Source organism: Lactobacillus gallinarum (genome assembly GCF_002160635.1).
Lineage (GTDB): Bacteria > Bacillota > Bacilli > Lactobacillales > Lactobacillaceae > Lactobacillus > Lactobacillus gallinarum.
Window position 1 is genome coordinate 1 of record NZ_NFKZ01000043.1, and the last position, 10109, is coordinate 10109.

The 10109-nt window shown below is 37.6% G+C and carries 8 protein-coding genes; 5 read left to right on the forward strand and 3 right to left on the reverse strand.

Annotated features, from left to right (window positions below):
- Nucleotides 1-141 precede the first annotated feature (141 nt).
- From B5E95_RS09570 to B5E95_RS09580, 3 genes are all read left to right on the forward strand, one after another.
- Nucleotides 142-2157: a KUP/HAK/KT family potassium transporter gene (locus B5E95_RS09570; RefSeq protein WP_087236456.1), complete on the forward strand. Its 2016-nt coding sequence runs from the start codon at nucleotides 142-144 to the stop codon at nucleotides 2155-2157.
- Between the two features lie 119 nt (nucleotides 2158-2276).
- Nucleotides 2277-3203, forward strand: a complete 927-nt coding sequence (locus B5E95_RS09575) for a nucleoside hydrolase (RefSeq protein WP_087236458.1) — start codon at nucleotides 2277-2279, stop codon at nucleotides 3201-3203.
- A complete protein-coding gene (locus B5E95_RS09580; protein ID WP_025005443.1) occupies nucleotides 3203-3928 on the forward strand; it encodes a GntR family transcriptional regulator in 726 nt (241 codons plus the stop codon). Before B5E95_RS09575 ends, B5E95_RS09580 begins: the two co-directional genes overlap by 1 nt.
- Before the next feature lie 32 nt (nucleotides 3929-3960).
- On the opposite strand, the gene B5E95_RS09585 is transcribed toward B5E95_RS09580, so the two are convergent.
- The 3 genes from B5E95_RS09585 to B5E95_RS09595 form a co-directional block, all read right to left on the reverse strand.
- The gene (locus B5E95_RS09585) at nucleotides 3961-4779 is read right to left on the reverse strand and encodes a Cof-type HAD-IIB family hydrolase (protein WP_087236460.1); all 819 of its coding nucleotides are present in this window, start codon (nucleotides 4777-4779) and stop codon (nucleotides 3961-3963) included.
- A 133-nt stretch (nucleotides 4780-4912) separates the two neighbouring features.
- Entirely contained in the window at nucleotides 4913-5266 is a 354-nt protein-coding gene (locus tag B5E95_RS09590) for a bacteriocin immunity protein (protein ID WP_087175953.1), read from the reverse strand.
- Nucleotides 5267-5271: 5 nt separating this feature from the next.
- Nucleotides 5272-6036, reverse strand: a complete 765-nt coding sequence (locus tag B5E95_RS09595) for a DeoR/GlpR family DNA-binding transcription regulator (protein ID WP_087236462.1) — start codon at nucleotides 6034-6036, stop codon at nucleotides 5272-5274.
- 296 nt (nucleotides 6037-6332) lie between these two features.
- Here B5E95_RS09595 and B5E95_RS09600 point away from each other — a divergent pair, with 296 nt between their 5' ends.
- Both B5E95_RS09600 and B5E95_RS09605 read left to right on the forward strand, forming a co-directional pair.
- Nucleotides 6333-8729 carry a phosphoketolase family protein gene (locus tag B5E95_RS09600; RefSeq protein WP_087236464.1) on the forward strand — a complete coding sequence of 799 codons (2397 nt, stop codon included), beginning with the start codon at nucleotides 6333-6335 and terminating at the stop codon, nucleotides 8727-8729.
- Nucleotides 8730-8792: 63 nt separating this feature from the next.
- Nucleotides 8793-9641 carry a patatin-like phospholipase family protein gene (locus tag B5E95_RS09605; RefSeq protein ID WP_025005448.1) on the forward strand — a complete coding sequence of 283 codons (849 nt, stop codon included), beginning with the start codon at nucleotides 8793-8795 and terminating at the stop codon, nucleotides 9639-9641.
- Nucleotides 9642-10109: the final 468 nt, after the last annotated feature.

The window sequence follows — 10109 nt, forward strand, 5'->3', positions numbered from 1 at the left end:
TCGGCAATAGTCAAAAGATTACTGCTGGTAAGTCAAGTCCGTATCTAAGCAAGTTAGTGTTCTGGTTAGCGTAAGCTAACGAGCCACTAAGCCCTAGACTTCAGTCTAGGGTAGTTGACGTGTTGTAGAGGATTATTAGACATGAATAAAATTACTAAAAAGCAAAAGATGAGTTTTGCGGGATTGTTGATTGCCATAGGTATTGTGTATGGTGATATTGGAACAAGTCCGTTATATGTAATGAAATCAATTGTGACTGAAAATGGCGGGATTGCCAACGTTAATCGAGAATTGATCGTTGGTTCAATCTCGTTAATTCTTTGGACAGTAACTTTGTTGACTACTGTCAAATATGTCATGATTGCTTTGAAGGCAACTAATCATGGCGAAGGAGGAATCTTCTCTCTTTATGCTTTAGTTAGAAAAAGAGCCAAGTGGCTGGTTATCCCGGCTCTGATTGGTGGTGCAGCTCTGCTTGCCGATGGTACTTTGACACCAGCAGTGACCGTTACCACTTCGATTGAAGGGTTAAAGAATATGCGCTTTGGTGATGTGATTCCGGTTCCTTCTCAAGAAGTTGTAATTATGATTACTATCATCATTTTGGTAATTCTATTCTCAATTCAGAGGATGGGAACCAGCGTTATTGGTAAAGCATTTGGTCCAATTATGCTGGTATGGTTTACCTTTTTAGGAGTAGTTGGCATTGTTAACTTGAGCCATGATTGGAGTCTTTTGGAAGCGATTAATCCCATTTATGCTATTCGAATTTTGTTTAGTCCAGCTAATAAAGTCGGGATCCTAATTTTGGGTTCTGTCTTCTTGGCTACTACTGGTGCTGAAGCGTTATATTCGGATGTTGGACACGTAGGTAAAGCGAATATTATGGGCTCTTGGCCATATATATTTGTTTGTCTTTCATTAAACTACCTAGGCCAAGGCGCTTGGATTTTGCATAATGCTAGCTATAATGCTGGTAATGGTGACTTCAATCCATTCTTTGAAGTTGTTCCTAGCAATTTGCGTCTTTTTGCCATTGCCTTGGCTACGATCGCAGCTATCATTGCTTCCCAGGCATTGATTACTGGATCGTTTACTTTGGTCGCTGAGGCCAGCAGTTTAAAGTTTTTACCAAGAATGAATATTATTTATCCTTCAACTGAAAAAGGACAAATTTATATTCCATCAATTAACAAAATGATCTGTGTGGTAACTGTAGCAATTGTGTTCTTATTCAGAACTTCACACCACATGGAAGCAGCATATGGTTTGGCAATTACTGTCACTATGTTGATGACTACAATATTATTGTTTGAATACTTGGGTAAAAAAGGCAAACCACTTTACTTACGCTTGATCTTTTTGATTGCATTTGCTTTTATTGAAGGGATGTTCTTAATCTCCAGTTTGACTAAATTCTTACACGGCGGTTACGTAACTGTTTTAATTGCTGGCTTTATCTTGGCAATCATGTATGTTTGGTTTTATGGAAATAAGATTCGTGATAAGCGTGAAGCTAAGAATGCTTACGTTCGTTTAGACGAGTATACAGAAATGCTGACAGATTTAAGCCACTGCGAAGATTACCCTGTTTATGCCACTAATGTTGTTTATATGGCAAAGGTTAAGTATAATAAGTTCATTAAGCGTGAGATACTTTATTCAATTTTGGATAAAAGACCTAAACGTGCTAAAGCCTATTGGTTTGTTACTGTCAATGTAACAAACGAACCATATACCGCAGAATATGCAGTAAATACGTACGGTACTAAGAACGTAATCAACGTTCAGCTTTATCTAGGTTTTAGAAAGCAAACTAGCGTTAACGTCTACTTACGGCAAATTGTTCATGAATTGATTGCAGATGGTACTATTGAGGCTCAACTACAAAGATTCACTACTACTCCTGGTAGAGATGTAGGTGACTTCTCCTTCGTCATTGTTAATGATGTAATTAGTCCATTAACTAAATTGACTGGTTATGAGAAGTTTATGGTCGAGGCTAGAGTCTGGCTGCAAAATCTATCTTCTAACCCAGCTTCTTGGTTTGGTTTAGAGTATGCAGATACAGTGGTAGAACGAGTACCATTGATCTTAGGCAAGCATCAAGAAAGCTATATTAAGCGAATTAAACCTAAGAAACAAACTAAAAAGTAACTGAAAAAAGTCTAGCCAAGCTAGGCTTTTTTCAGTTAGATTAGATCGAACCACTTTTTTATTTGGTCGGTTTTTTGTTATTATAAATATACTTAATACGCTTAGAAGAGGTAGAATTTATGAATAAGAAACCTTTAATTATTAGTACAGATCCAGGAATTGACGATATTGCAGCAATGACGATCAGCCTTTTTGCTAAAGAACTTGATGTCAGAATGATCGTGCCAACCTGGGGAAATGTTCAACTTGAATATACTTTGCAAAATACTTTGAATTTAGAAAAGTTTTTGCACACCAAGGTTCCCGTAGTAGTGGGGGCTAATCAACCACTAGTTGCACCAATGATTAGTGCCGCATCAGTACATGGTAAAACTGGTATCGCTGGCTTTGATTTTGAAGAAGCAGATCGCAGTTTGGTTAAGCCAGGCCTTGCTGCAACTGTGATGGCTGAAGAAATTAAGAATAGTCCTGAAAAAGTTACTTTACTTGGAATTGGACCGTTAACTGACTATGCTTTGCTTTTTAAACAATATCCTGAAGTAAAGAAAAATATTGATCAAATCGTCATCATGGGCGGTAACATCGGTCGTGGCAATCACAGTCCACTTGCTGAATACAATATTGCGGGAGATCCTGAAGCTGCTCAAGTTGTTTTTCACAGCGGTTTACCAATTAAGGTGGCGCCGCTTGAAATCGGCAATAAGGCTCATTTAACCCAAGATCAAATGAGCAAGGTAAAGGAATGTGGTGAAGTCGGCAACATGCTTTACTCACTATTTTCACACATTCATGAGCCAGATGGTGATCCTCGTATTAAGATTTATGATCCAACGGCTGTGGGCATTTTGCTTCATCCAGAAATGTTTACCTTGAAAAAGGCTAACGTAGAGATTGAATTGCGCGGTCAATTTACATATGGTGCAAGTGTAATTAACTTTATGGATCAAGAACATGCTAATGCAAAAATTGCAACAGATGTAGATCTAGAGCAATTTTCAAAGTGGTTTATTGATAGTATTAAAAATTCTGATCAAGGAAGAGAATAATGGCAGATTATGTTTATCGGACAGTAATGCAGGATATTAAACAAAATATTTTAAATAATAAATATAATGGGATGCGGATTCCCGATGAGCGTAGTTTAGCTAAGCATTATGACGTTAGTCGTTCATCGATGAAACGAGCCCTAGAATTATTGGCCCAACAAGGGATCGTTTTTAAAAAGCGAGGTAGTGGCACGTTTATTAATCCACTGTATTTGAAAAATCAGGCGATGTTTCGTTATGACGGCTCGAACTTGGGAATCACTGATAGTTTTAAGGTGCCTGGTAAAAAGCAGCAAATAAAACTGTTAGATTTTCAGGTGATTAAAGCTACCAAAGAAATTGCGGAAGACTTATTTTTAAATGAAAATGCTTTTGTTTATGAATTCAAGCGCCTGCGTTTACTCGATGAACAGCCATTTTTGATTGAAACAGGTTATTTACCTATTAAAATTATGCCGGAATTGAAGCCTGAAACGTTGCAGAGCTCTTTATTTAATTATTTGGAAGATGAACAAAGCAAAACTGTAACTAAGGCATTTTTGAATATTACAGTTGAGCCTTCGAATGCTGAAGATCAAAAGCAGATGCATTTAAAAGAAAATGAGCCAGTTGGTGTTATGGAAGGTATTTTCTTTTTAGATGATGGAACGCCGTTTGAAGTGTCAAACATGCGAGTTCATTATCATTACATGAATTTCAATACTTTTGTTAATTTGGGTAAATAAAAAACTAGACGATTTTTCGTCTAGTTTTTTGATTAATTATTTAGATATTTATCTAATACTTGTAAAACACCATCATCATTATTGTTTGGTGCAATATATTTAGCTACCTTTTTAAGTGCAGGTTCAGCATTTTCCATAGCGTAGCTATAGCTAGCAAGTTCCAGCATTTCTTTGTCATTCATGCCATCGCCAAACGCAATTAATTCACTAGGCTTAGCATCGAAGTAACGTAAAAAGTATTTTAACGCGATACCCTTGTTGACGCTATAAGGAACGATATCCATTAGCCCGAATCCACTTGAAGTACAGTGGATTTTTTCTGCGTGGTGGGCATTGAATTCCTTTTCTAATTCTGCTGAAAAATCATATCGATAACTCAAAGTTAGTTTAGTAATTTGATCATGAGGACTTACGGCGGTCATTAAGTCGGGTACTTCCACACGATCAGGATAGTAGAAGTTCATTGTTTGCTTAAAGGCAGGGGATGCATCCATCGTTGTATATGAGCTATTGATGCCAGTGACGATGACGGAACTCTCAGGATAATGAATTTGAATAAATTCTAGTAATTCCATTGTAGTTTTGTGAGTTAATAGGTGAGTGCTGATAATGTTGTCATCTTGAATAAGAAGTGAGCCATTGTCGGCAATCATGTCAATTCTATCTAAAAATCCAGTGAAATCTTTTCTCAAACGAGAATATGGTCGACCACTTGAAACAATAAAGTGGGCTTTATTTTCATGAATTTGATCTAAAATTCGGTCAAATCTTTTATGATCAAAAGTTTGATTATCACGCATGAATGTACCATCCATGTCTACGGCAATAACTTTAAAAGGTAATTTGCTCATGTAATTTGTCCTCTTTTTATAAAATCTATATCTTTTCTATTTATTTACTATTATAAAGCAAAAAGCCGAGTAAATGTTTTACCCGGCTTTTTGGATTTCATTTTTTTGATCTAGAGCAGATACACTGTTCACTTTAGATCTTAACAAATTGTTCTGCTGAATCAATTGGACTTAAATAAACGTAAGAAAGATTTAAATATTTTGTTTTTTCTATTAAGTTTTTCATTATTTTTTCTTGATCAGGGGTTAAATGTAAATGATTCAATGCTACCTTGGCTTGAATATACATTACTAACTTACTTGTATATTCAAGTGGATGGTCATTACTATCGAATTTGTTAATAACCAGTCCAATAGCATCGCGAATAGGACGATAGCGTCCAATATTCATTTCATTATAAATATTGCTGAAAAAACTATTATAGAAATTTTTTAAATCTTGATAGACCTCTTTGGTATCTGAGTTATGTTTAAAAATGCCGAACATCATAATCACTCCTTTAAAACCGGTAGGATTTGTGTTTTAGGATTAAACCAACTTCTCTGCTCATTGGTTAAAGGAGTATCTGTTATTAAGACATCCACCTTGTCCAATGGAGCAGACATATATGGAGAAGATGAATCGTTAGTGAATTTATATTTTTCTGCTACTAAAACAACTTGATTAGCGCGTGCAATTGCCGTACGTACAACTTCTGCGTCTTCCATTTTTGGCGCATATACACCATCTGGTCTAATACGAGAAGCGCCAATGAAAGCTGTATTGAAATGAATCTTACAAATTGTTTCAAGAGCGACTTTTGAGTAAATGTAGCGCTGCGACTTGTTGATTAATCCGCCTAGCAATCTAACAGAAGGGATTTCGGTTGTTAACATGCTTAAAGCATTGTCGATTGAATTAGTAACTACTTGCATATCGATACCGTTAAGCATGGGACAAAGTTGTTTTAGAATTGTTGAAGAACCAATAAAATCACATTGACCAGGATGAACGAATCGTTTAGCTTTTTTTGCCATTTTCAATTTAATTGGTGATTGAACTTCATTTCTAGTTAAAAAATCAGGTACGCTATTTTGATTGACCTCCATCAGCCCGCCGTGTACTCGGATTGCCTGTCCAGTTGTCGTTAAATGAATTACATCACGACGTGCAGTATCAAAAGATACATTAAAATGTTGGGCAATTATTCTAGTTGAAAGCTGATGTTTTTCTTTCAATAGCTTTTTGATTTGAATTAATCGTTCTTCTTGAGTCATTTTTCTCTCTCCATGAATTAGTCTAGCATTTTTACAAGTAGCCGTATTTGTTTGATCAGCATTTTGCATTTATTTATCAGTACTTTTAAGTATATCAAAACATAAACACTTATATTTCATTATAAAAAACTGATTAGTTCAAGGATAAGGCTATTCTGATTTAAATCTAAAGACTTATTTAAATTGGTAGGATCCAATTGTAAAAATGATTGACTTTTCATCAGTAATTGGTATGATATAGGTATAAAGAAAAGGATTACAAAACAGAGCGCTTAAACTTGCTCAAAGGAGGAAAAATGACGAATTACGATTCAAAAGAATACTTAAAGAGCGTCGATGCTTACTGGCGTGCTGCAAATTACTTATCTGTTGGACAACTCTTCTTAATGAAGAATCCATTGTTAAAGCATAAGTTGGTTGCTGAAGACGTAAAGCCAAAGCCTATTGGTCACTGGGGTACTATTGCTCCACAAAACTTTATTTATGCACACTTGAACCGTGTACTTAAGAAGTATGACTTGGATATGTTCTACATTGAAGGCTCAGGTCACGGTGGCCAAGTAATGGTTTCAAACTCATACCTTGATGGTTCATATACTGAACGTTATCCAGAAATTACCCAAGATGAAAAAGGTATGGCTAAATTATTCAAGCGTTTCAGTTTCCCAGGCGGTGTTGCCTCTCACGCTGCTCCTGAAACTCCAGGTTCAATCCATGAAGGTGGGGAATTAGGATACGCTTTATCTCACGGTGTTGGTGCAGTTTTAGATAATCCAGATGTAATTGCTGCTGTTGAAATCGGTGACGGTGAAGCTGAAACTGGCCCGCTTGCAGCAAGTTGGTTCAGTGACAAGTTCATCAACCCAATTAAAGATGGTGCTGTTTTACCGATCCTTCAAATCAATGGCTTCAAGATTTCTAACCCAACTATCGTTTCACGCATGAGTGATGAAGAATTAACCGAATACTTCCGTGGTATGGGTTGGGATCCACACTTTGTTTCAGTATTTAAGGGTGGCCGTTTCGATGGTGAAAAGGATCCAATGCAAGTCCACGAAGAAATGGCTAAGGCCATGGACGAAGTAATCGAAGAAATCAAGGCCATTCAAAAGCATGCTCGTGAAAATAACGATGCAAGTTTGCCACACTGGCCATTGATCATCTTCCAATGCCCAAAGGGTTGGACTGGTCCAAAGAAGGATCTTGATGGTAACCCAATTGAAAACTCATTTAGAGCACACCAAATTCCAATTCCTGTCTCACAAGGTGATATGAAGCATGCCGACATGTTGACTGATTGGCTTGAAAGCTACAAGCCTGAAGAATTATTCAACGAAGATGGTTCACCTAAGGAAATTGTTACTGAAAACACTGCTGAAGGCGACCACCGTATGGCAATGAACCCAATCACTAATGGTGGTAAGGATCCTAAGCGCTTGAACTTGCCAGACTACCGCGACTTTGCTCTTAAGTTTGACAAGCCAGGTTCAATGGAAGCTCAAGACATGGTTGAATGGGCTAAATACTTAGATGAAGTTGCTAAGCTTAACCCAACCACTTTCCGCGGCTTTGGTCCTGATGAATCTAAGTCAAACCGTTTGTTCCAACTTTTGGATAACCAAAAGCGTCAATGGGAACCAGAAATCCACGAACCAAATGATGAAAACATGGCTCCAAGTGGTCGTGTGATCGATTCACAATTATCAGAACACCAAGATGAAGGCTTCCTTGAAGGCTACGTATTAACTGGTCGTCATGGCTTTTTCGCAACTTACGAAGCATTTGGTCGTGTAGTAGACTCAATGCTTACACAACACATGAAGTGGCTTAGAAAAGCTAAGGAACAATACTGGCGTCATGATTACCCATCACTTAACTTTGTTGCTACCTCAACTGTGTTCCAACAAGACCACAACGGTTACACTCACCAAGATCCAGGTATTTTGACTCACTTATACGAAAAGAATCGTCCAGATTTGATTCATGAATACTTGCCATCAGATACTAACACTTTGCTTGCTGTTGGTGACAGGGCCTTTAAGGATCGTGAATGCATCAACGTTTTGGTAACTTCAAAGCAACCTCGTCCGCAATGGTTCTCAATTGAAGAAGCTCAAAAGTTGGTTGACAAGGGCTTAGGCTACATTGACTGGGCTTCAACTGATAAGGGTGCAAAGCCAGATGTTGTCTTTGCTTCAACTGAAACTGAACCAACTATCGAAACTTTGGCAGCCATTGACATTTTGCACGACAAGTTCCCAGATCTTAAGATCCGTTACATCAACGTTGTCGACGTGATGAAGTTAATGTCACCAAAGGACAACAAGAATGCTATTTCTGATGAAGAATTTGACCGCTTATTCCCAAAGGATGTTCCAGTAATCTTTGCATGGCATGGCTACAAGAGCATGATGCAATCAATCTGGTTCGACCGTAAGCGTTACAACGTTCACATCCACTGCTACGAAGAAAATGGTGACATTACCACTCCATTTGACATGCGTGTCTTGAATCACCTTGACAGATTCGACCTTGCAAAGGACGCTGTTGAAAGCGTTGCTAAGTTAAAGGGTAAGAACGCTGACTTCATTAGTCACATGGATGATTTACTTGAAAAGCACCACCAATACATTCGTGATAATGGTAAGGATATGCCAGAAGTTACCGAATGGAAATGGAAGGGCTTGAAGTAATTTCTAAATAAGAATAAATTAGACCTATGTCGAAAAACATAGGTCTTTTTTGTAGGGGTAGATATGAAATCAGGTTTAGTACTAGAAGGCGGAGCCATGCGTGGACTTTTCACCGCGGGTGTGCTCGACGTCTTAATGGAAAATAATATAAGTTTTGATAGTGCAATTGGCGTTTCGGCGGGTGCAGCGTTTGGCGTTAATATGAAGTCAGAGCAGATCGGACGAGTATTGCGTTATAATCTGCGTTTTACGGGTAAGCCGTATTACGCTAGTTGGAAGTCATGGCGCAGATCAGGCAATTTATATGCCGCTAACTTTTGTTATCACGTTTTACCAGATAAGTTAGATGTGTTTGATAAAAAGACTTTTATGGCTAATCCAATGGACTTTTGGTGCGTGGCAACGGATGCCGCAACAGGTGAGCCGGTTTACCATAAGTTGAGGGATGCGGGGTATGTAGATTTAGAATGGATCAGAGCATCATCATCCATTCCATTTTTTGCCCATCCTGTAGCTATTGGCGGTCATTATTACTTTGATGGCGGCGTTTCAGACTCGATTCCATATGGCTTTTTGAAGAAAAATAATTTTGATAAAAAGATCGTGATTACAACGCAGCCTAAGGAGTACAGAAAGAAGCAAAGCAAGCTTTTTCCGGTTGAAAGGGTATTATTGCGTGAGTATCCAGCTGTGCTTGATAAATTGGCTACAAGAGCGGAAGACTATAACGCCGTGTTAGATAATATTGAAGCGGATGAAAATACTGGAGAAACTTTCGTCATTAGACCGCCAGAGGCATTAAATATTGGAACGCTTGAGCAAGACAAGAATGAAATTAAGCGTGTCTATTATGTGGGACGGCAAGAGGCAGAAAAAGTTTTGCCAGGCTTAATTAATTATTTGAATAATTAGAAATAGGGAAATGAATTAGCTTTAAGCAGCTATGTAGATTTAGATGATAAGAATGCAAGGAAAAGAAATAGCTGGAAGATGCTAGTCAGCTTTGTGGTGTTAACGGTAATATATGCGTTATGGCCGCTAGTATCGCATTTATCAAGGCTCTGGTATATCAAGGATTTATTGATAATTGTATTAACCCTAGTTTTAGCATCGTTATTGCTGCATTTGTGTCGTACCACTAAAGTATTACAAACAAGAATGTAGTCTGGAAAAGCACAAAAAATTTGGAGCTGGATTTTATTGATAGTGGGTGTGCCATATATCATTTCGATTCTGCTGGCGCCTATTATGCAAATTACTCATATAGTAAGAAATAATTAACTAAATTAGATCATATTATTAGTCTTGATGTAATAATATGATCTTTTTATTTTCTTTTCGCCTATTTATTGAATACATATGATATAATATTAGTTAAGG